Genomic DNA, 21,955 nt, shown 5'->3' on the forward strand with positions numbered 1-21,955 from the left:
AGGGTCGATCCCGGCCTCGGCGGTTGGACCACGCCGCTCGCGGCAGGCGCATCCGCGATCCTGTCCATGGCTCGTCCCCCCTCGCCGCCGGATCGGGCTTCTCCGCCCCGCTTCCTCGGTCTCCGGGCGCCATCCGGCCGCGCGTTTCCTTGTTGCGGAAGGCCGGTCCTTGGCGGCAGCATCGCGGCCACAGACGAAAGATCCCGGGAGACAGGTCCATGATCCGTCGTCGCTCGCTGGGATTGGGCCTCGGCGCCGCCGCCCTCCCCGCCCCTTTCCTCGGGAACCCGGCCGTCGCGCAGGGCACGCGGCTGCGCTGGGCGCATGGCTACGAGGTCGAGGAGCCCTATCACGCCGAGGCGCAATGGGCGGCGGGCGAGATCGCGCGGCGCACCGGCGGCCGCTGGAACATCCAGGTCTTCGCCGCCTCGGCGCTCGGCAACGAGCCGCAGATCAACCAGGGGCTGACGCTGGGCAGCGTGGACATGATCTACACGGGCGTGGCCTTCGCGGCCGCGAGCCACCGGCCCATCTCCATCTCCCACGCGCCCTACATGCTGCGCGACTACGACCACTTCCAGAAGTACCGCGCCTCGGAGCTGCATCGCGAGCTGGTGGCCGGCTACGACCGGCAGACCGGCCATCACGCCCTGGCGCTCACCTATTACGGCGAACGGCACGTGACGGCGAACCGCAGCATCCTGCAGCCCGGCGACATGCGCGGGCTGAAGCTGCGCGTGCCGCAGGCGCCCTCCTTCCTGATGTTCACGCGCGCGGTCGGCGCCCATGCCACGCCGATGCCCTTCGCCGAGGTGTACCAGGCGCTGTAGGCCGGCACGGTGGACGCGCAGGAGAACCCGCTGCCGACGATCCAGGCGAAGAAGTTCCACGAGGTGCAGAGCCATATCAGCCTGACGGGCCACATCACCGAAAGCCTGCTGACCATCGTCGGCAACCGGACCTGGCGGCGGCTTTCGCCGGCGGACCGGCAGGTGTTCCAGGCGGTGCTGAAGCAGGCCTCCGACCGCGCCGGCGAGAACATCCGCGGTCAGGAGCAGGCGCTGGCCGGCTGGTTCCGCGCCCAGGGCAAGACGGTGCAGGAGCCGGATCGCGCGGCCTTCCGCGCCGCCTGCACGCCGCGGCACAACGAGGGCGTGGGCTGGACGCGGGCGCTCTACGACCGGCTGCAGGCCCTCTGACGCGCGGGCTCCGGCGCGTCGTGGCGCCCGAGCTTGAGCTGCTCCGTCTCGATCACGTCTTCCAGCCGTTCCAGCAGCTCCTCGCGCGGGACCACCAGCGGCGGCAGCACGCGAACCTCCAGCACGCCGGGGCGCTTGATGAAGTTGCGACGGCCCCAGAACTCGCCCGAATTGGTCGCGACGGGGATCACCGGGAGCTTCAGCGTGGAGGCCAGCGCGACGACGCCGGGCTGGTAGGGCACGCGCTGCCCGGGCGAGGTCCGGGTGCCTTCCGGGAAGATCACGATCTGGCGGCCCTGGCGCGTCAGCTCCTGCGCCTCGCGGATCATCTGCCGCATGGCCCTGCCGCCGGCGGCGCGGTCCACGCCGATCATCGGCGCGCGGCGCGCGAACCAGCCGTAGAAGGGGATGAGGAAGAGCTCCTTCTTCATCACATAGGCGACGTCCGGCACCAGGGTGAACCAGATCACCGTGTCGAAGGCCGACTGGTGCTTGGCGGCGATGAGCGCGCCGCCCTCGACGGGCAGGTGCTCGCGCCCGGTGACGCGGATCTTGACGCCGACCGACCAGCCCATGATCCAGACCAGCGCCTGGGCCATCCACCGCATCGCCCGGCGCTGCAGCCGTCGCGGGCCGAGCAGCAGCGGCACGCCGAGGATCAGGTAGCCTCCCCCGAAGCCGAAGAAGGCCAGGTTGAACAACAGCGAGCGCAGCACAAGCATCGGCATCAGATCGCGACGCGGGCGCCCAGCTCGACCACGCGGTCGGAGGGGATCTTGAAGAACTCCGTGGCCGGCACGGAATTGCGGCTCAGCAGCGTGAAGAGCCATTGCTGCCAGCGGGCCATCTTCGGCACGGTGGCCGCGACGATGGTCTCGCGGCCGAGGAAGTAGCTGGCCTGCATCGTCTCGAAGGTGATGAGGCCCTCGGCCGCCAGCCGCTCCAGCTCGCGCGGGATGTTGGGGCTCTCCTGGAAGCCGTAGCAGAGGATGATGCGGTGGATGTCGCCGCCGAAATCCGTCACCTCGGCGCGCTTCTCGATCGCGACCGTCGGGATGTCCTCGTTGCGGACGGTCACGAAGAGCACGCGCTCATGCAGCACCTTGTTGTGCTTGAGGTTGTGCAGCAGCGCGCCGGGCAGGTAGTCGGCCTGGCCAGTCATGAAGACGGCGATGCCGGGCACCCGCGTCGTGCGCGACTGCGGCAGGCGGGCGAGGAAGGATTTCAGCGGCAGGCTGTCCTGCCGGAAGCGGGCGAAGAGCAGCTGCCGGCCGCGGTACCAGGTGAGCATCATGGTGAAGGTGACGAGGCCGATGATCACCGGCACGTAGCCGCCCTCGGGAATCTTCAGCGCCGTCGCGATGAAATAGGAGACGTCGAGCATCAGCAGCGGCACGAAGACGATCAGCACCAGCGACCAGTGCCAGCCGAACTGGCGGCGGAAGACCAGCAGGGCCAGGATCGTGGTGCAGAGGAAGGTGCCCGTGACCGCGAGGCCGTAGGCGGCGGCGAGGCTGTCGCTGTTCTTGAACTCCAGCACCAGGATCATGACGCCGACGAGCAGCGCGAAGTTCACCTGGGGCATGTAGATCTGCCCCTCCTCGGTGTTGCTGGTGTGGACGACCTCGAGGCGCGGCGCGAAGCCGAGCTGCACGCATTGCCGCGCGATGGAGAAGGCGCCCGAGATCATCGCCTGGCTGGCGATGATGGTCGCCGCCGTGGCCAGGATGACGAGGGGGAGCCGGAACCACTCCGGGGCCAGAAGGAAGAAGGGGTTGGAGATGGCGCCCGGCTCCTGCAGCAGCAGCGCGCCCTGGCCGAAGTAGTTCAGCGCCAGCGCCGGCAGGACGAAGAAGAGCCAGGCCATCTGGATCGGCCTGCGGCCGAAATGCCCCATGTCGGCATAGAGGGCCTCGGCGCCGGTCACGGCCAGCACCACGGCGCCCATCGCGATGAAGGCGGCCAGGTGGTAGTGGATGCAGAACTCGATGGCGGGCCAGGGCGAGAGCGCGGCGAAGACGGCCGGGTTCTGCACGCATTCGATCAGGCCGAGCAGTCCGATCGTGCCGAACCACAGCGCGCAGACCGGGCCGAAGACCTTCCCCACGCTGCCGGTGCCCCGGTACTGGATCAGGAAGAGCGCCAGCAGGACCCCGAGCGTCAGCGGGATCACGACGTTCTCGAAGACCGGGTTGATGACCTTGAGGCCCTCGACCGCCGAGAGGACGGAGATGGCCGGGGTGATCATCCCGTCGCCGAGGAAGAGGGCGGCGCCCGAGATGCCGATCAGCGAGATGACGAACTTGCCGCGATCCGTCGTGGCGGAGCGCTGGGCCAGCGCCATGAGGGCCATGATGCCGCCCTCGCCCTTGTTGTCGGCGCGCATGACGAAGGCCACGTATTTCAGCGTGACCGTCAGCATCAGCGACCAGAAGATCAGGGAGAGGACGCCCAGGATCTCCCAGTGCTCGATCCCGCCCTCGTCGAAATGCAGCAGGGCGGCCTTGAGCGCGTAGAGGGGCGAGGTGCCGATATCGCCATAGACGACACCCAGGACGCCGAGCAGCGAGGCGGCGGTCAGCTTCTCGGAAGCATGCGATGGGGCGGTCAATGACGGGCCTTGAAAGGAGGGGGCGCGGTGTCGGTCCGCCCCCTCTCTACCAGAGCCCGGCGGCGGATGGCAGCCCGGGGTGCGGGGCCGCAAGGGAAGCCTCGCGCGCCCCGGTCAGCCTGCCGCCTGGGGGGATCAGTGTCCCCGAAGGATCTGGCTGAGGAAGGTCTTCAGCCGGTCCGTCCTGGGATTGGCGAAGAGTTCCTCCGGCACGCCCTGCTCGACGATCTCGCCGCGGTCCATGAAGACCACCCGGTCGGCCACGGTGCGGGCGAAGCCCATCTCGTGGGTCACGCAGATCATGGTCATGCCGGTCTCGGCGAGCATGACCATGGTGTCGAGCACCTCCTTGATCATCTCGGGGTCGAGCGCCGAGGTCGGCTCGTCGAAGAGCATGATCTTGGGCTTCATGCAGAGCGCCCGGGCGATCGCCACCCGCTGCTGCTGCCCGCCCGAGAGCTGGCCGGGGTACTTGGCCGCCTGCTCGGGGATGCGGACGCGCTCCAGATACTCCATCGCCAGCGCCTCGGCCTCCTTCTTCGGCATCTTGCGGACCCAGATGGGGGCGAGGGTGCAGTTCTCCAGGATGGTCAGGTGCGGGAAGAGGTTGAAGGACTGGAACACCATGCCGACCTCGCGGCGGATGGCGTCCAGGCTGCGCAGGTCGTTGGACAGCTCGATGCCGTCCACGACGATCTGGCCCTCCTGGTGCTCCTCCAGCCGGTTGATGCAGCGGATGAGCGTGGACTTGCCGGAGCCCGAGGGGCCGCAGACCACCACGCGCTCACCCATGGCGACGTCGAGGTTGATGTCGCGCAGCACGTGAAGCGCGCCGAACCACTTGTTCACGCCGGCGAGGGTGATGGCAGGCGCGCCCTTGCGGACGGAAGAGGCGAGGGTTTCAGCAGCCGACATGGAATGCGGGTCTCCGGAAGGTCGGGAAAGGGGCGGAGGAAGCGGTCACCGGCGGCGATGGCGGTTGAACTCCGCCTCCAGCCCCGAGCTGTACTTCGACATGGCGAAGCAGAAGCAGAAGTAGATGAGACCGAGCGTGATGTAGACCTCGACGCCGAAGCCCTGCCAGGCCGGCTCGATGATCGCCGTCTTGCCCGCGGTCAGCAGGTCGAAGATGCCGATGATCAGCACCAGCGAGGTGTCCTTGAAGAAGCCGATGAAGGTGTTCACCAGCGGCGGGATCACCAGGCGCAGCGCCTGCGGCAGGATGATGAAGCCGGTCTTCTTCCAGTAGCTGAGGCCCAGCGCCTCGGCCGCCTCGTACTGGCCGCGCGGCAGGGCCTGCAGGCCGGCGCGCACGACCTCGGCGAGATAGGCGCCCGCGAAGAGGATGATGGCGATCTGCGCGCGCAGCAGCTTGTCGATGTTCAGCCCCTCGGGGAGGAAGAGCGGGAACATCACGCTCGCCATGAAGAGCAGGGAGATCAACGGCACGCCGCGGATCAGCTCGACATAGAGCACGCAGAGCGCCTTGATCGCCGGCAGCCTCGACCGCCGGCCGAGGGCCACCAGGATCGAGAGCGGGAAGGCGAAGGCCAGCCCGAAGGTGGCGAGGATCAGGGTGATCGGCAGGCCGCCCCAGCGCTCCTGCGGGACATAGGGCATGCCCAGGATGCCGCCCCACATCAGGACGCCGATCAGGGTCAGCACGCCGATCCAGACCAGCGCCAGCTCCCAGCGCCAGAAGCGCCGCATGGCCGAGACGATGTAGAGGCCGATGAAGAGCAGGCAGACGATCAGCGGCCGCCAGTGCTGCTCATAGGGATAGGTGCCGAAGAGGATGAAGCGGTGCTTCTCGGTGATCACGGCCCAGCAGGCGCCGACCCCCTTGAGAGCCCGGCAGGCCTCGGTGTTCGCGATGCCCTGCGGGCTCACCGGCACGACCCAGACCGCGTTCAGGAAGGCCCAGCTGACGAAGCTGACCGCGAACTTCACGATGAGGTAGATCATCGCCAGGGTGATCGCGGTGGACCACCAATTGGCGAAGAGGTTTTCGCGCGCCCAGGCGACGGGGCCGATCATGGTGATCGGCGCGCGGCGGGGCTCGGGGGGGGCGACGAGGGGCGTGCCGTCGGCGGCGATTTCGCTCATGTGGCGCTCCTCAACGTTCCACCGGCGAAGCGAACGGTCGACAACAAGCGCATGGTTCGGCCTCCCCTCATCGTTCGACCAGCGCAATGCGCTTGTTGTACCAGTTCATGAACAGGCTGATCGACAGGCTGATGGTCAGGTAAACCAGCATGATGATGGCGATGCCCTCGATCGCCTGCCCCGTCTGGTTCAGCGTCGTATTGGCGATCGACACGATGTCCTGGTAGCCGATGGCCACGGCGAGCGACGAGTTCTTCGTGATATTCAGGAACTGGCTGGTCATCGGCGGGATGATCACGCGCATGGCCTGGGGCAGCACGATCAGGTTCATCACCCGGCCGCGGGGCAGGCCCAGCGCCTGGGCCGCCTCCCACTGCCCCTGGCTCACGGCCAGGATGCCGGCGCGCACGATCTCGGCGATGAAGCCCGCCGTGTAGAGGGTGAGGCCGAGCAGCAGGGCGAAGAATTCGGGGCTGACGTCGAGGCCGCCGCGGAAGTTGAAGCCGCGCAACTCCGGCACGTCGGGCGTGAAGGGCGCGCCCAGCGCGGCCCAGACCAGGAGGGGCAGGCCCAGGATCGCCGCGAGCGCGAAGGGCCAGATGGGCCGGATCTGGCCATCCCGCATCTGCTTCGCGCGCGCCGCCCGACGATAGAAGTAGGTGATCACGACGCCCACGACGAAGGCCAGCAGCGCCCAGCTATGGGCCGCCTCCCACTGGATATAGGGGAGCTTCAGGCCGCGATTCGAGAGGAACACGCCCGTCACGGGGTTGAAGGCCTGGCGCGGCCCGGGCAGGCCCTGGAGCAGCGAGTACCAGAAGAGCAGCTGCAGCAGCAGCGGCAGGTCGCGCACGATCTCGACATAGGCGCCGGCGAACTTCGCCAGCATCCAGTTCCGGGAGAGCCGCGCCACGCCGAGCAGCGTGCCCAGGACGGTCGCCAGCACGATGCCGATGATCGCCACCTTCAGCGTGTTCAGGACGCCGACCAGCAGCGCCCGGAAATAGGACATGGAGGGATCGTAGTCGATCAGGTGCTCGCCGATGGGCAGCCCGGCCTCCCGCGAGAGGAAGCCCCAGCCGGTGGCGATGCGCCGGACCTCGAGGTTGTAGCGCGTGTTCGACCAGAGCCAGCCGAAGAGCGTCAGGACGGCAGCGACGACGAGGACCTGGTAGACGATGTTGCGGAATCGCTCATCCGACCAGGAGATCCGGAGCGGTCGCGGCGGCGCCTTGCGCAGCAGGCGCGGGTCGGTGGAGGCCCCTGACATGTAATCTGTCCCTGTCTCAGTTAGGCCCAGGGCGGTCTTCCGCCTTCTGGGAGAGGGGCCGGCGCGGCTGGCGCCCCGGCCCCGAAGTCATTCAACAGCCCTGGACTGAGCGCCTCACCGGAAGGGCGGAGCGTATTGCAGGCCGCCTTGCGCCGTCCACAAGCCATTCCGGCCCCTTTGCAGGCCGATCGGCGTCAGGTTCCGCTCGAAGACCTCGCTATAGTTGCCGACCGTGCGGATGACGTTGACCATCCAGGCATTGTCCAGCCCGAGCATCCGGCCGAGATCGCCCGTCTTGCCGAGCAGGCGCTGCGCCTCGGGCCGGGTCTCGGTGCCGACGGCCGCCTGGACATTGGTGGAGTTCAAGCCGAGCTCCTCGGCGGCGAGCATGCCGAAATGCGTCCAGCGCACGATGTCGGCGAAGCGCTGGTCGCCATGGCGCACCGCCGGGCCGAGCGGCTCCTTGCTGATCACGTCCGGCAGGATGACGTGGTCATTGGGAGTCGTCTGCGCCGAGCGGACGGCGGCAAGACCCGAGACGTCGGTCGTATAAGCGTCGCAGCGGCCGGCGATATAGGCGGAGACGTTGTCCTCGACGCGCTCGATCACCACGGGGCGGATCGAGACGCGGGCCGCACGGGACCAGTCGGCGAGGTTCTGCTCGGTGGTGGTGCCGGGCTGGACGCAGACGGTGGCGCCCTCCAGCTGGGCGGCGCTCGTCACGTTCAGGCTGCGCTTCACCATGAAGCCCTGGCCGTCATAGAAGGTGGTCGTCGGGAAATCGAGGCCGAGCGACGTGTCCCGCGAGAGCGTCCAGGTCGTGTTGCGGCTCAGGATGTCGACCTCGCCGGACTGCAGCGCCGTGAAGCGGACCTGCGCGGTCGTCGGCACGAAGCGGACCTTGCTGGGGTCGCCGAAGATGGCGGCCGCGAGGGCGCGGCAGAAGTCGACGTCGAAGCCGCGCCACGCGCCCTGGCTGTCGGGCATCGAGAAGCCGGCCAGGCCCGTGCTGACGCCGCAGATCAGGTTGCCGCGGGCGCGGATGGCATCGAGGGTATTGGCATTCGCGGCGGGGGCGGCAGCCGGCGCCGCGGGAGCGGGGGCCGGGGCCGGCGCCTGGGCCAGGGCGGGCAGGGCCGCCGCGGTCAGGAGGGCCGCGAACGCCCCCATCATCGTTTTCGTCATGGATTTCATGTCCTTGAAGTCTCCCGCAGTCTCGTCAGGGCACGGAGGTGGCCCATATCGCCGATCCGCCGATGCTGCGCTAGGAAGCGCCGAGGATCAATCGCACAATGATCCGTCGCCCCAGGCCCGGAACCCCATGCTGCAACTCGATAAGGCAGAAATCGCCGCCCGCCTGCCCTGGCCCGCCCTGGTCGAGGCATTGCGCGCCGTGTTCGTCGAGGGATGTCACGCGCCCCTGCGCCACCGGCACCCGCTCCCGGCCGATGGAACCCTGCTGCTGATGCCGGCCGTCAGCGCGACGCATTCGGGGGTGAAGATCGTCCATGTGGCGCCCGGCAACACGGCAAGGGGGCAGGCCTCGGTCCAGGCCGCCTATCTGCTGTCGGACGCGGTGACGGGCATGCCGATCGCGCTGCTGGACGGCGGGGAGCTGACCGACCGGCGGACGGCGGCGGCCTCGGTCCTCGCGGCGCGCTACCTGGCGCGGCCGGAGGCCCGGCGCCTGCTGGTGCTGGGCTCCGGCAAGGTCGCCGCGGCGCTGGCCGAGGCCTATGCCGCCAGCTTCCCGCTGGAGGAGGTCGCCATCTGGTCGCGCCGGGAGGAGAAGGCCCGGGCGCTGGCGGAGCGGCTCGCGGCGCATGGCGTGCCGGCCCGGGCCACGGCCCATGCCGACCCGGCCGGCTTCGACATCGTGAGCGCCGCGACCCTCGCGCGCGAGCCGCTGATCCATGGGGCGGCGCTCTCGCCCGGGACGCATCTGGACCTGGTGGGCGCCTTCCGGGCCGACATGCGCGAGGCGGACGGCGCGGCCCTGGCCCGGGCGCTCTGCGTGGTGGACACGCGCGCGGGCGGCCTCGCCGAGGCGGGGGACGTGGTGCAGGCCATCGCCGAGGGGCACATCACGGAGGCCGATATCGCGGCCGAGCTGTCGGAGCTCTGCAGGGGCCGCCACCCGGGCCGGACCAGCGCGGAGCAGATCACCCTGTTCAAGTCGGTGGGCTGGGCCGGCGAGGATCTCGCCGCGGCGGTGCTGGCCACCCAGGCCTGAGCAGCCGGCGGCAGCGCCTGCGCCGCCGCCCATGGCCGAAGCCGGCACCGGCCATTCCGTGATTCAAGGCTCCTGATCCGGCCCGTTGGGATCGCCGGCCGTCGTCTCCCACCCGAGGCCCACCAGCGCGATCGAGCGCTTGCCGCCGCGCTCGCTCCGCAGGACCACCGCCTTCTGCTCCTCCATCCAGGTCAGCAGCCGCCGCGCCCGCCCGGCCGAACGGGTGCCATAGGCGCGGGCGATGGTCGCGTCCGAGGGACAGGGCAGGCCGTCCCGCGCCGCCCGGGCCAGCAGGAGGTAGACGCCTTGCGCATCCTCCGGCAGCGCCTCGGCCCGGGCCACGGCGGCCTGCCACTCCTCGCCCTCGGCGACCCCGGGGGCGACGCCGGCGCGCGCGGTGGCCAGCATCCGGCGGAAGGCGGCGAGATCCGGCGGCCCCTCGATCTCCTGGATCCGCAGGCGGACCAGGAAATCCTGGTAGAGCACGCCGGCCGGCCGGAAGGCGGCCTCCTCGTCGGCGAGCACATGATGGAGGGTCGCGTCGATCCGTGCCTTCCGAAGCTCCATTTCCTCGGCGGTCAGGGGCGCGGGCGCCTCGGCCTGATGCACCGGCGGCGGCCGGAACTGGGCGAGCTGCAGGAGGATGTCCGGCGCCGGCGGGCGCGGCGCGCGGCGCGGCGCGGGGAGGCGAGCCTCGGGCTCCGGCCCTTCCAGGATCAGCTCCCGCGCCTCCTCCGCCGTCGCCGGCATGGGCGGCGCCATCAGCTGCGGTCCGGCGCTGCGGGATGCCGTCTCCACGCCGCCGATCCGGATGGCGACCGGGCGGCGGGAAAGGGCGGGCCCGAGCCCGACGAAATGCCCCCGCTCGAGGTCGCGGAAGGATTCCGCCTGGCGCCGCTCCATGCCCAGGAGGTCGGCCGCGCGGGCCATGTCGATGTCGAGGAAGGTGCGGCCCATCATGAAGTTGGAGGCCTCGGCGGCCACGTTCTTCGCCAGCTTGGCGAGCCGCTGCGTGGCGATCACCCCGGCCAGCCCGCGCTTCCGCCCCCGGCACATCAGGTTCGTCATGGCGGCGAGCGAGGCGCGGCGCGCCTCGTCCGAGGCCTCGCCGGCCATGGCGGGGGCGAAGAGCTGCGCCTCGTCCACCACCACCATCACGGGGCTCCAGGCGTCGCGCTCGACGTCGAAGAGCCCGCCCAGGAAGGCGGCGGCGCAGCGCAGCTGCTGCTCGACCTCGACGCTGTCGAGGTTCAGCACGACCGAGACGCGGTGCCGCCGGGCACGGTCGGCCGCGCGGGCCAGGGTGGCCTCGGAATGATCGGCGGCGTCGATGACCAGATGGCCGAAGCGGTCGGCCAGGGTGACGAAGTCGCCCTCCGGATCGATCACCACCTGTTGGACCCAGAGGGCGCTCTGCTCCAGCAGCCGCCGCAGCAGATGCGACTTGCCCGAGCCGGAATTGCCCTGCACCAGCAGCCTTGTGGAGATCAGCTCCTCCAGGTCGAGCGTCGCTGCCGCGCCCTGGCGCGTCTGGCCCATCTCGATCCCGATCGTCATGGGCACCTCCTACAGCCTCGCGGCCGGAAGGGGCAGGGGCGGGTCGCGGATTCCCGCCCCGCGCGCGAATCGAGGCGACTCACCCGCACGAAGCGCGAACGGCCTTGGGATGCGATAGGCGGACGACCACAATACGTTGTGTTCCAGTGGAATCTGAGGAGCGTCAGCGATTCGTTCCTGCGAATCGGGTCACGGCCCTGATTCGACGAGATTCCGGATCGACGACTCGCGGGGGCGATTCACGAAGCGTTCCCGGCCTGGCACGGTATATTCCTGGGACATAATCCCTGCCGTGGCTGCCGGGAATCCTGCGGCATGAGGAAGCCTGGGCCATCTCGCCGCCGGCCCGCGCTATGTCCCGAGCCTGTCCGTGGCCTATGATCCCGGCATGGCCCGAAGCGTGATCTTCCTCTCGACGCCGACCAGCGCCTCGGAGTCCATGTTCCGCTGGCTCGCGGCGATCGCCGCCCAGAGCTACAGGACCGATCGCTGGGTCGACCGCCTCCTTCGCGAGGGCCGGCTCCGGGACGTGGCGACCGAGTTTCCGCCGGCGCAGGACCGGCTCGTGCTGCACCGGGCGCCGCAGCTCTTCAACCCACGGACGTCGCTCTCGGACTACCGGTTCGTCCTGAATGCGCGGGATCCGCGGGACCTGGTCTGCAACCAGTATCACTGGCAGTTCGAGCATCCGGTGCCGAGCGAGACGTCGGAGCAGACCGAGGCGCGCCGGGCCCGGGTGGCGGCCGCCGGCATCGATCATTTCGCCCTGGCGCAGGGCAACGAGGCCTATCTCCGCCGGTTCTTCGAGGTCACGCGGAAGATCGCCCCGCCGGACCGGCTCTTCGTCGGCTATGCGATGTTCTGCCTCGGCTTCGATACGGTGGTCGAGCGGGCCTGCGCCTTTTTCGGCCTTCGGCCGGAGGAGATGACGGAGGACCAGCGTCGGCGGATCGAGCTGGAGAGGGTCTCGAACCTGGCGGCGAACGAGGAGTGGATCGGCCATCGATGGGCCGGGACCGATACCGCGCCGGGGCGGCACCGGCGCGAGCTCCAGCCCGAGACGATCCGGATCCTGACGGAACGGCACCGCTGGTTCCTCGACTTCCTCCGCCGGATGGACGATCCGCGCGTCGCGGAGACGTATTCCTAGCCCTCAGGCGGCGCCAGCCGCTTTGCGGCTGGATGCTCCCGTGTCCCTCCGACGCCTGGCGCTGGATCCTCCGTGTTCAGAATTCGTAGAGCCGCGCCGGGTTCTCCACGAGGATAGCCTGGCGCGTGGCCTCGTCCGGCGCCCAGTCGCCGAGCAGGTCCAGCAGCGCCGCCTCGTCCGGCTTGTTCTCGAGGACGTTGGGATGCGGCCAGTTGGACCCCCAGACCACCCGCTCCGGCGCCGCCGCGACGAGCGCGCGCGCGACGGCGGACACGTCGGCATAGCCGGGCGGGCCGGAGCGCGACACGCCATAGGGCGAGGAGGCCTTCATCCAGACATGCCCCGCCTGCAGCAGCCGCTTCAGCGCCTGGACCGGCGGCGCTTCAGCCGTCACGGGATCGTGGAAGCGCCCGATGTGGTCGATCACGACCGGGCAGGGCAGCGCGCGGATCAGCGCCTCGCGCTCCGGCATCTCGCCGCCGTCGAACTGGAGCTGCAGGTGCCAGCCGAGCGGGCCGACCTTCGCGCCCATCTCGTGCAGCTTCTCCCAGGGGATCAGCCCGCCCTTCAGCAGGAAGCAGCGCGCGCCGCGGGCGCCGGCCGCGTGCAGCCGCGCGAGCTCGGCCTCCGGCGTGTCGAGGGTGACGACCACCACGGCGCGCGCGGCGTCGAGACCGAGCGCCGCCACGGCATCCATGGTGCAGGCATTGTCGGCGCCATAGGCGGTGGGCTGCACGATCACGGTGCGCGAGAGGCCGAGCGCCGCTTTCATCTTCCGGTAAGCCTCCAGGTCGTAAGCGAAGGGCACCGGCGACGGATTGCTGGGCGCGACGGGATAGCGCCCGGCCGGGCCGTAGATGTGCATGTGGCAGTCCGTCGCGCCCTCGGGCACGGAAAGGCGGGGCATGGTCGGCATGGAGACTCCTCGGGAGCGGAGCGAAGCCCGGCGCAGACCCGTTGTCCATCCACGCGGGGCGGTCCATCTTCCCGCGCAAATCCTTGGGAGGATCTGATGTTCGGTCGCAGAAGCCTGCTGGCAGGCGGCGCCACTCTCGCCACCATGAGCGCGGCAAGCACGGCAAGCTCAAGCGCGGCCTGGGCGCCGGCACGGCCGGTCCAGCTCATCGTCGGCTTCGCGCCCGGCGGCGGCGCCGACCTCGCGGCGCGTGCCGCGGGCGAGGCGGCGACGCCCTTCTTCCAGACGCCGCTCGTCGTGGTGAACCGGCCGGGCGCGGGCGGCGCCATCGCGGCGCAGGCCGTGGCGGGCATGGCGCCGGACGGGCTCAACCTGCTGGTCGGCGGCGGCAGCGAGAGCATCTCCCTGCCCGCCTTCCGCGACCTGCCCTATGACCCGAAGCGCTCCTTCCGCGCGATCATCCGCCTGACGCGCCAGCCGCTGATGATCGTCGCCAAGCGCGGCGGGCGGTTCGGCGATATCCGACAGGCCGTGGAGGCCGCGAAGGCGCAGCCGGGCACGATCCCGCACGCCTCCTCGGGCATCGGCTCGATCTACCACGCGGTCTTCGTGCTGCTGCAGCAGGCGGCGGGCGTGGACTTCCTGCACATTCCCTTCACCGGCGGCGCGCCCTCGCTGGCGGCGCTGATGTCCAACACCGTCGAGCTCGCGGTGCTGGCGCCGGAGGAAATGGCCGGCCTCTCCAATGCGGGCGAGGTCGTGCCGCTCGCCGTCGCGTCGGAGGAGCGGCTGCCCGCCTTCCGCAACGTGCCGACGCTGAAGGAGAACGGCTGGAACGTCATCATCGAGAACATGAAGGGCCTCTCCGCCCCTGCCGGCCTGCCCGACGAGATCTACGCCTCGCTGCATGACCGCTTCCGCCGCGGCATGCAGGCGCCGGCCTGGAACACCTTCCTCGAGCGCACCGGCGCGCTGGACGGCTATCTCGATGGCCCCGGCTTCCAGCGGGCGATGGATGAGGTGCTGGACGCCTTGAGGGTCGCGGTCCGGCGATAGACCCGTATAACCTTCTCTCGCACCGATTCGAGGGAGGGCGAGCTTGGAAGCCGCACGCAGACCGATCGCCAGCCGGTCTTCGGGCTGGGCCATCGCGCTGGCCGGACGACTGGCGCGGGCCGGCGTCACGCCCAACAGCATCTCCGTGGCCTCGGTGGGCTTCGCCGCCATCGGCGGCGCGCTGATGCTGGTGCCGCATCCGCTGGCCTGGGTCGTCGCGGCGCTCTGCGTGCAGGCGCGGCTGGTGTGCAACCTGCTGGACGGCATGGTCGCCATCGAGGGGGGCATGAAGACGGCGACGGGCGCGCTCTACAACGAGTTCCCGGACCGCATCGCCGACACGCTCTTCCTCGTGCCGCTCGGCTATGCGGCGGGGATGCCCTGGCTCGGCTGGGCCTGCGCGCTGCTGGCGGCGCTGACGGCCTATGTGCGCGTCTTCGGCGGATCGGTCGGCCTGGCGCAGGATTTTTCCGGAATCATGGCGAAGCAGCGCCGCATGGCCGCGCTCACGGCCGCGCTGGTGCTGGCGGCGATCGAACTGCCGCTCTTCGGCACGCGCTGGGCGCTGCTGGTCTGCGGCGGGGCGATCGCGCTCGGCAGCCTGGTGACCTGCGTGACCCGCAGCCAGGGCATCGCGCGCGGATTGCGCGCATGACCGCGCTGATCCGCCGGGTGCTGATCCTCCTGGTGCGCTTCCTCGTCGGCGCCCGGGCCGACTGGCGCGGCTGCGCGCCCTCCACCGCCCAGCGCATCTACTTCGCCAATCATGGCAGCCATCTCGACACGGTCGCGGTCATGGCGGCCCTGCCCTGGCCGGTGCGGCGCCTCACCCATCCCGTCGCGGCGCGCGACTACTGGGGCCGCAACGCCGTGCTGCGCTGGATCGCCGAGACGGGGCTGCGCGCCGTGCTCATCGACCGCAAGCCGGTGCGCGGCGAGGACCCGCTCGGCCCTGCCGCCGCGGTGCTGGAGCGCGGCCGCTCCATCCTGATCTTCCCCGAGGGCACGCGCGGCTCGGGCGAGGAGATGGGGCCCTTCCGCGGCGGGCTGCACCGCATCGCCGCGCGGTTTCCGGAGGTGGAGCTGATCCCGGTGCATCTCGACAACCTCCAGCGCATCCTGCCGAAGGGGAGCCTGCTGATCGTGCCGATCACCTGCACCGCGCGCTTCGGCGCGCCGATCCGGCTGGAGGAGGGTGAGGACAGGGGCGCCTTCCTGCGCCGCGCCCGCCAATCCGTGCTGGACCTCGTCGCATGAACGGCCCGCTGCTGCATGTCGTCGCGACGATCCTGACGATCCTAGTCGTCGCCTCCGTCGCCGGCTTCGTGCTGGCCCGTCGCGCGGGGGACGAGAAGGCCCGGGCCACGATCCACAACCTGAATGCGCGCACGCGCTCCTGGTGGGTGATGGTGGCCGTGCTGGGCGGCGCGATCTGGGCAGGCGCGACGACGACCATCCTGCTCTTCGCGCTGCTCTCCTTCACCGCGCTGCGCGAGTTCTGGACGCTGACGCCCGCACGGCGCGGCGACCAGCTCGCGCTCTTCCTCTCCTTCTTCGTGGTCCTGCCGATCCACTTCGCGCTGCTGCTCGACGGCTGGTACGGCCTGGCCTCGATCTTCATCCCCGTCTACGCCTTCCTGATCCTGCCCGCGCTCACCACGCTCTCCGGCGACGCGAAGGATTTTCTCGCGCGCAGCGCGAAGGTGCAGTGGGGGCTGATGCTCTGCGTCTATTCGGTGAGCCACGCGCCCGCGCTGCTGCTGCTCGACACCGGCACGCCGTCCTCCCTGCTGCTGGTCTACCTCATCGTCGTCGTGCAGCTCAGCGACGTGTTCCAGTACGTCTGGGGCAAGCTGATCGGCAAACGCCGCTTCGCGCCGGGAATCAGCCCGTCCAAGACGCTGGAAGGGCTGATCGGCGGCGGGCTGACGGCGATCGCGATCGGCGTGCTGCTGCATGGGCTGACGCCCTTTTCGCCGCTGGAGGCCGCTGGCGTCTCTGCCGTGATCGTCACCGCCGGCTTCTTCGGCGGCTTCGTGCTCTCGGCCATCAAGCGCGACCTCGGCGCGAAGGACTGGGGCTACGTCATCGAGGGCCACGGCGGCGTGCTGGACCGTGTCGATTCGCTGACCTTCGCGGCCCCGCTCTTCTTCCACATCACGCGCTACTTCTGGACCGTTTAGAGCACGATCCGCTGAGGCGGAATCGCCCTCTCAGCCAAGGCCTGGACCGTGACCCACCCAAGTGGATCACGGTCTAGAGGAGCGCGATGGTCCTCTCGTCCTCGGCGCCGCCGGAGCAACGGTCCAGCGCCTCGCGGAAGATCGCCTCGCCCGAGGCGTGCAGGAAGAGCGTCATGCTCGAACGGAATTTTTGGGCATCCACGCTGCCCAGGATCTCGACGAGAGGCCTGCCCTTCACGTCCAGGACCGCCTGCGTGCATTCCCGCAGGCGCTGCCCCAGCACGTCATGCGCCAGATAGGCTTTCGCCTCGTCCAGCGAGGCGATGCCGTAGAGCTGCGCGTGGGACGAAGACCCCAACCCGCGCATCTGCGGGAAGACGAACCACATCCAATGCGTGCGCTTGTGGCCGGCCTTCAGCTCCGCGAGCGCGGTGGCGTAGATGGCGTCCTGCGCGTCGACGAAGCGTTGCAGGCCGCTCATCCCAGCCGGCGGCGATACAGCGCGATCAGCCGCTCCCAATGCCGCTCGGCGGCGGGCTTGTCGTAGCACCAGCGCTGCGGGAAGGCGAAGCCGTGATGGACGCCGGGGCTGATCTCCAGCTCGCCGTCCACGTCCGAGGCGTCGAGCAGCTTCTGAAGCTCCGCCACCATGGGCAGCGGCGCGAGCTCGTCATGCTCGGCGCAGGAGATGTAGAGCTCGGCCCTGCCCTTGCCGAGCGTCAGATGCGGGCTCTCCTCCGCATCGCTGACCAGCCAGGTTCCATAGAAGGACGCGGCCGCGGCGATGCGGCCCGGGTAGCGGGCGGCGGCGGCGAGCGCATAGGGCCCGCTCATGCAATAGCCGTGCACGCCCACCGGGCCGGGCTCGACCTCGGCCTGGGTGTCGAGGAAGGCGAGCATGTTGGCCACGTCGCGCATCACCGGCGGGATGGTCATCTTCGTGCGGATGGCGCGCATGCGGTCGCGCTCGGGATCGTCCTTCACGAGCACGCCGGGGCCGAACTTCGCCCCGCGCCCGGCGCGGTAATACAGATTCGGCAGGACCACGTAGTAGCCCACGCTCGCGAGCCGCCGCGCCATGTCGTGCAGCTCCTCGCGGATGCCGGGCGCGTCCATGAGCATGAGCACGGCGGGATGCGGCCCGTTGCGCTCCGGCCTCACGAGGAAGGTCTCCATCGCGCCGTCGCGCGTGGGGATGTCGAGCGTGGTTTCGAGCATGGCGTCTCTCCTTATGGGGAAAGCTTAGGCGCCATGCCGCCCTTCGGAAATGCCTAGGCCGCCGCCTGCTCCAGCGTCGGCGCGACGTCCGAAAGCGTCACGCGCCGCATGTCGCGCTTGTAGGTCTTGTCGTCATAGGCGCGGCCGCGATGCATCGTGCTGCGGTTGTCCCACATCACGAGGTCGCCGACCTTCCAGCCGTGCGAATAGACGAAGCGCGGCTGGGTCGCGAACTCCATCAGGTCGCGGATCAGCATCATCGCCTCGGGCTTGGGCAGCCCATGGATGCGGCCGATATGCGCCGAGAGGTAGATCGAGGTGCGGCCCGAGCCCAGGTGCCGGCGCACCAGGCGCTGCGGCACCGGCGCCCACATCTTCTTCTCCTCCTCCTTGTAGTCGTCGAAGCCGAGCTGCGCGCGCGAGTAGATCAGCGAGTGGTCGCAGACATAGTTGCGCACCTCGGCCCTCGTCTTCTCCGGCAGCGCGTCCCAGGCGGCGCGCATATCGGCGAACTCGGTCTCGCCGCCCTCGGGCGGGATGCTGCGGGCATGCAGCATGGAGTATTTCGCCGGCGTCGCCTTGAAGCTGGAATCCGAATGCCACAGCCGGTTGCCGAGCGAGAAGAAGCGGCGCCGGTCGTCGGCGGCGAGGATCTCGCCCTTCTCGTCCAGGTTGGAGATGTCGTTGATCGACGAATTGGCGAGGCGCTGCTTGTGCACGTCCACCGTCGCGCGCGTGCCCTCGATGGGACCGAAATTCTCGCCGAAGGCGGCCTGCTGCTCGTCGGTGATGTCCTGCGCGGGGAAGAGCAGCACGGCGTAACGGTCCATCGCATCCTCGACCTCGCGCGCCTGCTCGGGCGTGAGCGGCCGGCGGAGGTCGGCCCCCTCGACGCGGGCACCGAAGACGGGGGTGAGCGGCGTATAGGCGAACATCTCGATCCTCCTCTGAAGGGCTATTGCGCCCGAAGGTTGGCGGCCCGGATCACCTCGAGCCACTTGGCCCGGTCGGCGGCGAGGCGCGTGGCCAGAACGTCCGGCCCCTCGTAATGCGGCGTGAAGCCGGACTCCGTGAGGCGTTGGCGGAAGGCCGGATCCTGCATGGCCTTGCGGATCGCCTCGTCCCAGCGGGCGACGACGGCGGCCGGCGTGGCGCGCGGCAGGCAGAAGCCGAACCAGCCCGTCACCTCGAAGCCGGGCAGCGTGTCGGCGATGCGCGGCAGGTCGGGGAAGACGGGGAAGCGCGAGGGATCGCCCTGGGCCAGCAGCCGCACGGCGCCGGACTGCACCTGGCGGGTCATGTCGCCGAGATTGGTCATCATGAAGTCGATGCGGCCCGCGATCAGGTCGACCAGGGCCGGGGCGGCGCCGCGATAGGGGACGTGCTGCATGGTCACATCCGCCATGCGGTTCATGAGCTCGCCCGAAAGGTGCTGGGCCGAGCCGGGGCCCGGGCTGCCGAAGCTCACGGCGCCGGGCCGCGCCCGCGCGGCGGCGAGGATGTCGGCGATGCTGTGGTAGGGGCTGCCGGGCGAGACCACGAGTCCGTAGGAGGAAAGGACGACGTTGGAGATGGGCACCAGCTCCACGCCCGCATCGACCAGGCCGGAGCCGGGCAGCTGGGCCGTGATGGACATGGTGCTCATGGGGCACTGGAAGGCGGTGTAGCCGTCGGGCGCGCTGCGCGCGACGAACTCGGCGCCGATCGCGCCGTTCACCCCCGGCCGGTTCTCGATGACGACGCGCTGGCCCAGATCGGCCGAGACCGCGTCGGCGACCATGCGCGCGATCGTGTCCGACGAGCCGCCGGCGGCCTGCCCCACGACGATGCGCGGCGAGCGGTCCGGGAATTGCGCGAAGGCGGGCACGGCCGAGAGGGCGATCGCCAGCAGCGACAGCACCAATCGTGAAGGGGCGGGACGCTTCACTCCGTTTCTCCTCCCAGGAGGATGCGAAGCGTCCCGGTTGCTGCGCTGCGATGTCAAGCCCGCAGTGCCGCTCGCCGCTCCGCGATCAGGATGAGAAGCATCCAGGTCAGGCCCGTTCCCCCCATCACCAGAATGGCCAGCCGCGGGCCGAAGGCATCGGAGAGCGCGCCGATGGTCAGCACCCCGACGGGGCTCATGCCGATGCAGGTGGTGACGAGGCCCAGCACGCGGGAGCGGATCTCCACGGGCGCGGTCGTCATCACCACCGAGGTCTGCATGGCGCCGAAGCGCGCCGTGCCCAGCCCGCCCAGCGCCAGCAGCGCCCAGGCCAGGAGATAGGACGGGCTGAAGGCCACCCCCATCATCAGCACCAGGAACAGCAGCGATCCCGCCACCAGCGGGCCCGTCCCGGGCCGGGTCCGCGGCCCGAGCGCGAGCCAGAGCCCGCCGACCAGCGCCCCCAGGGGCTCCGCCGCGGCCAGCAGCCCGACCGCCGCGCCCGAGACCCCGAAGGCGATGGCGCCGAAGGCCGGGAGGATGGCGCCGTAGGCGAAGGCGAAGACGTTCATCACCAGCGTCACCAGGATCACCATGCGCAGCGCGGGCGTCGCCGCGACCAGCCGCGCGGCCTCGGCGATGCCGGCCAGCGCGCCGCGTCCGCCCGCCCGGGCCGGCCTCGGCGGCGGCGTCACCCGCAGGACCAGAAGCAGGGCCGCCAGGTGGAAGGCGCAGGCGATCCCGGCCGCGACGGGCAGCCCCACCCATTGGAACAGCGCGCCGCCCAGCAGCGGGCCGATGGCGCGGGTGGTGCTGCCGGTCATGGTGTCGAGCGCGACGGCGGAGACGAGGTCCTCGGGCGGCGCGGCGTCGGCCACCATGCGGCGGCGCGTGGCCATCTCGCCGGCCCAGGCGAGGCCGGCCAGCAGCCCCTGCCCCATCAGGTGCCAGGGCGCGAGCCAGCCCAGGGCCGCGAGGATCGCCACGGCGCCGGCGCCCGCGGCCGAGGTCGATTGCAGGAAGACCAGCAGGCGGCGCCGGTCGAAGCGCTCGGCCAGCACGCCCGCCACCGCGCCCAGCAGCAGCATGGGCAAGGCCCGCATCATGGTGACGGCGGCGACCGCCAGCGCGGATTGCGTGACCTCGAAGGTCCAGAGCGAGGCGGCCAGCATCTCCAGCCAGCGCATGGCATTGGCGATGCCGCCGAGCAGCCAGAGCCGCCGGAAATCGGGCGTGCGCAGCAGCCGCAGGATGGCGCCCCGAGGCTGGCCGGCGGCCGGCCGCGCCCCCGCGCTGGCGGCGGCGCCCGCCGGGCTCATCTGGTCGTTTCCACCCATGGTCGAGCGAAGGGTAATGCCGGATCGGAAGGTGCCGCCAGATCGGGCCCGGGCTAAATCTCCGCAGCCGGCGAAAGGTTTCGTCAACGGATGGGGTGCTACGCCTGCGCCGTTCAGACGCGGGATCGACATGGACGGCTTTCACCAGCATGCCGGGGTGCAGCAGGACGGCGAGGCGACGCCCGCGCGCGTCCTGGCGCTGGCCGACCGCGCGGCGGCGGTGGCGGCCGCCAAGGTCCGCGGCATCCACGACATCACCAGGCAGACACGGATCCTGGCGCTCAACGCCACCATCGAGGCCGCCCGCGCCGGCGAGGCGGGCCGCGGCTTCGCAGTCGTCGCCGGCGAGGTGAAGACCGTCGCCGCCGAGGTCGCGCGGCTCTCCGCCGAGATGGACAGCGAGCTGCGCGACGCCTTCGCGGCGCTCCGGGCCGTGGGCCAGCGCATGGGCGAGGAACTGCGCGGCCAGCGGCTCGTGGACCTCGCGCTCAACGCCATCGAGATCATCGACCGCAACCTCTACGAGCGTACCTGCGACGTGCGCTGGTGGGCGACCGACGCCGCCCTGGTCGAGGCCGTGGCCGAGCCGGCGCCGGAACGGCTGGCGCATGCGACGCGGCGGCTCGGCATCATCCTGGGCGCCTATACGGTCTATCTCGACCTCTGGCTCTGCGACCTCTCGGGCCGCGTGATCGCGCATGGAAGGCCGGACCGCTACCCCGGCGTGGCGGGCATGGACGTCTCGCGCGAGAGCTGGTTCCGCGGCGCCATGACCTCGGCGAGCGGCGACGAGTTTTCGGCCGCGGACGTGGCCCGCTGCGCGGGCCTGTCCCACGCGCCCGTCGCCACCTATGCCGCCGCGGTGCGGGAAGGCGGCGAGGCGAAGGGCCGGGCCATCGGCGTGCTCGGCATCCATTTCGACTGGGAGCCGCAGGCGCGGGCCGTGCTGCGCGGCGTGCGCCTCACGCCGGGCGAGGCGGCGCGCACGCGCGTGCTGCTGGCGGACGGCGCGGGGCGCGTGCTGGCCGCCTCGGACGGCGCCGGCGCACTGGAGGAAGTGCTGCCGGTGGCATGGCGCGCGCGTGATTCGGGCTGCGACCGGGACGAGAAGGGCCGCACCATCGCCTTCCACCGCACGCCGGGCTACGAGACCTATCGGGGTCTCGGCTGGTACGGCGTGCTGGTGCAGAGCTAG

At 70.6% G+C, this 21,955-nt stretch carries 20 protein-coding genes and 1 pseudogene; 8 read left to right on the top strand and 13 right to left on the bottom strand.

Annotated elements, in window-relative coordinates; genetic code table 11:
- The first annotated feature begins 218 nt into the window (after positions 1-218).
- A pseudogene (locus EJV46_RS11055) lies at positions 219-1,199 on the top strand (sialic acid TRAP transporter substrate-binding protein SiaP).
- Here EJV46_RS11055 and EJV46_RS11060 read toward each other — a convergent pair.
- From EJV46_RS11060 to EJV46_RS11085, 6 genes are all read right to left on the bottom strand, one after another.
- A complete protein-coding gene (locus tag EJV46_RS11060; RefSeq protein WP_240782507.1) occupies positions 1,175-1,927 on the bottom strand; it encodes a 1-acyl-sn-glycerol-3-phosphate acyltransferase in 753 nt (250 codons plus the stop codon). The pseudogene EJV46_RS11055 and the gene EJV46_RS11060 sit on opposite strands and share 25 nt — an antisense overlap.
- Positions 1,927-3,810 carry a potassium transporter Kup gene (locus tag EJV46_RS11065; protein WP_240782508.1) on the bottom strand — a complete coding sequence of 628 codons (1,884 nt, stop codon included), beginning with the start codon at positions 3,808-3,810 and terminating at the stop codon, positions 1,927-1,929. Before EJV46_RS11065 ends, EJV46_RS11060 begins: the two co-directional genes overlap by 1 nt.
- 135 nt (positions 3,811-3,945) lie before the next feature.
- Positions 3,946-4,725, bottom strand: a complete 780-nt coding sequence (locus EJV46_RS11070) for an amino acid ABC transporter ATP-binding protein (RefSeq protein ID WP_131548671.1) — start codon at positions 4,723-4,725, stop codon at positions 3,946-3,948.
- Between the two features lie 45 nt (positions 4,726-4,770).
- Complete coding sequence (locus EJV46_RS11075) at positions 4,771-5,916, bottom strand: amino acid ABC transporter permease (protein WP_131548672.1); 1,146 nt, start codon at positions 5,914-5,916, stop codon at positions 4,771-4,773.
- Between the two features lie 67 nt (positions 5,917-5,983).
- Positions 5,984-7,186 carry an amino acid ABC transporter permease gene (locus EJV46_RS11080; RefSeq protein WP_131548673.1) on the bottom strand — a complete coding sequence of 401 codons (1,203 nt, stop codon included), beginning with the start codon at positions 7,184-7,186 and terminating at the stop codon, positions 5,984-5,986.
- Between the two features lie 114 nt (positions 7,187-7,300).
- Positions 7,301-8,371: an amino acid ABC transporter substrate-binding protein gene (locus tag EJV46_RS11085; RefSeq protein ID WP_240782509.1), complete on the bottom strand. Its 1,071-nt coding sequence runs from the start codon at positions 8,369-8,371 to the stop codon at positions 7,301-7,303.
- 136 nt (positions 8,372-8,507) lie between these two features.
- Here EJV46_RS11085 and EJV46_RS11090 point away from each other — a divergent pair, with 136 nt between their 5' ends.
- On the top strand, positions 8,508-9,419 hold the full coding sequence (locus tag EJV46_RS11090; RefSeq protein ID WP_131548674.1) for an ornithine cyclodeaminase family protein: 912 nt from the start codon (positions 8,508-8,510) through the stop codon (positions 9,417-9,419).
- Positions 9,420-9,482: 63 nt separating this feature from the next.
- On the opposite strand, the gene EJV46_RS11095 is transcribed toward EJV46_RS11090, so the two are convergent.
- The gene (locus tag EJV46_RS11095) at positions 9,483-10,976 is read right to left on the bottom strand and encodes an ATP-binding protein (protein WP_131548675.1); all 1,494 of its coding nucleotides are present in this window, start codon (positions 10,974-10,976) and stop codon (positions 9,483-9,485) included.
- 388 nt (positions 10,977-11,364) lie between these two features.
- On the opposite strand from EJV46_RS11095, the gene EJV46_RS11100 reads away from it, so the two are divergent.
- Positions 11,365-12,126, top strand: a complete 762-nt coding sequence (locus tag EJV46_RS11100; RefSeq protein ID WP_131548676.1) for a hypothetical protein — start codon at positions 11,365-11,367, stop codon at positions 12,124-12,126.
- Between the two features lie 76 nt (positions 12,127-12,202).
- Here the strand turns inward: EJV46_RS11100 and EJV46_RS11105 are convergent, their stop codons facing one another.
- A complete protein-coding gene (locus EJV46_RS11105) occupies positions 12,203-13,042 on the bottom strand; it encodes an amidohydrolase family protein (protein WP_131548677.1) in 840 nt (279 codons plus the stop codon).
- Between the two features lie 96 nt (positions 13,043-13,138).
- On the opposite strand from EJV46_RS11105, the gene EJV46_RS11110 reads away from it, so the two are divergent.
- The 4 genes from EJV46_RS11110 to EJV46_RS11125 are packed head-to-tail and all read left to right on the top strand — an operon-like array spanning position 13,139 to position 16,281.
- Positions 13,139-14,098 (top strand): tripartite tricarboxylate transporter substrate binding protein, encoded by a 960-nt coding sequence (locus EJV46_RS11110; RefSeq protein ID WP_131548678.1) that lies wholly within the window; start codon positions 13,139-13,141, stop codon positions 14,096-14,098.
- Positions 14,099-14,141: 43 nt separating this feature from the next.
- Positions 14,142-14,753, top strand: coding sequence for a CDP-alcohol phosphatidyltransferase family protein (locus EJV46_RS11115; RefSeq protein WP_131548679.1), 612 nt, complete (start codon positions 14,142-14,144; stop codon positions 14,751-14,753).
- Complete coding sequence (locus tag EJV46_RS11120; protein ID WP_131548680.1) at positions 14,750-15,355, top strand: lysophospholipid acyltransferase family protein; 606 nt, start codon at positions 14,750-14,752, stop codon at positions 15,353-15,355. Before EJV46_RS11115 ends, EJV46_RS11120 begins: the two co-directional genes overlap by 4 nt.
- Positions 15,352-16,281: a phosphatidate cytidylyltransferase gene (locus EJV46_RS11125; RefSeq protein ID WP_131548681.1), complete on the top strand. Its 930-nt coding sequence runs from the start codon at positions 15,352-15,354 to the stop codon at positions 16,279-16,281. Before EJV46_RS11120 ends, EJV46_RS11125 begins: the two co-directional genes overlap by 4 nt.
- A gap of 73 nt (positions 16,282-16,354) precedes the next feature.
- On the opposite strand, the gene EJV46_RS11130 is transcribed toward EJV46_RS11125, so the two are convergent.
- The 5 genes from EJV46_RS11130 to EJV46_RS23035 are packed head-to-tail and all read right to left on the bottom strand — an operon-like array spanning position 16,355 to position 20,742.
- Positions 16,355-16,762, bottom strand: coding sequence for a DUF1810 domain-containing protein (locus tag EJV46_RS11130; protein ID WP_131548682.1), 408 nt, complete (start codon positions 16,760-16,762; stop codon positions 16,355-16,357).
- Positions 16,759-17,499 (bottom strand): dienelactone hydrolase family protein, encoded by a 741-nt coding sequence (locus tag EJV46_RS11135; protein WP_131548683.1) that lies wholly within the window; start codon positions 17,497-17,499, stop codon positions 16,759-16,761. Before EJV46_RS11135 ends, EJV46_RS11130 begins: the two co-directional genes overlap by 4 nt.
- Before the next feature lie 53 nt (positions 17,500-17,552).
- Positions 17,553-18,434: a TauD/TfdA family dioxygenase gene (locus EJV46_RS11140; protein ID WP_131548684.1), complete on the bottom strand. Its 882-nt coding sequence runs from the start codon at positions 18,432-18,434 to the stop codon at positions 17,553-17,555.
- Between the two features lie 20 nt (positions 18,435-18,454).
- The gene (locus tag EJV46_RS11145) at positions 18,455-19,426 is read right to left on the bottom strand and encodes a tripartite tricarboxylate transporter substrate binding protein (protein ID WP_131548685.1); all 972 of its coding nucleotides are present in this window, start codon (positions 19,424-19,426) and stop codon (positions 18,455-18,457) included.
- A 53-nt stretch (positions 19,427-19,479) separates the two neighbouring features.
- A complete protein-coding gene (locus EJV46_RS23035) occupies positions 19,480-20,742 on the bottom strand; it encodes an MFS transporter (RefSeq protein WP_206020769.1) in 1,263 nt (420 codons plus the stop codon).
- 148 nt (positions 20,743-20,890) lie between these two features.
- Here EJV46_RS23035 and EJV46_RS23425 point away from each other — a divergent pair, with 148 nt between their 5' ends.
- On the top strand, positions 20,891-21,955 hold the full coding sequence (locus EJV46_RS23425; RefSeq protein WP_206020770.1) for a methyl-accepting chemotaxis protein: 1,065 nt from the start codon (positions 20,891-20,893) through the stop codon (positions 21,953-21,955).

The organism is Roseococcus sp. SYP-B2431 (assembly GCF_004336745.1).
Lineage (GTDB): Bacteria > Pseudomonadota > Alphaproteobacteria > Acetobacterales > Acetobacteraceae > Roseococcus.